Source organism: Gilvimarinus sp. 1_MG-2023 (assembly GCF_030548285.1).
This window is the reverse complement of the sequence record NZ_JAUOSC010000899.1, coordinates 1-279: the sequence shown is the minus strand read 5'-3', so window position 1 is coordinate 279 and position 279 is coordinate 1. Positions and strand designations below refer to the sequence as shown.

1 protein-coding gene is annotated in these 279 nt (G+C 53.4%); it reads left to right on the top strand.

Going from position 1 to position 279, the window contains the following annotated elements:
• The coding region (locus Q4563_RS19465; RefSeq protein WP_303605691.1) for a hypothetical protein at positions 1-279 on the top strand (279 nt) is incomplete at both ends.

Sequence of the window (279 nt, the reverse complement as noted above, 5' to 3'; positions counted from 1 at the left end):
GCCCAATCCCTCCGACCATCATGCCGATATCATTATCTGCGATCTCAACGATTCTGCACTCAATGACGACTATCGAGCGGTCGCAACGCTACTGGAAACTCCGGTCGTTATTCTGATGACCGAGGATGCGGCGTTTATCGATGACGAACAGCAGCTCAGCCGCTTGCGAGTAGGAATACTGGCATCTGCCAGTTTTGACCAACTGTTGGGCAAGCGGATTCCCGGTTTATTGCTGACCCATATCGACTCCCCTACCCAGCTGCTGGACATGCTCGAAGC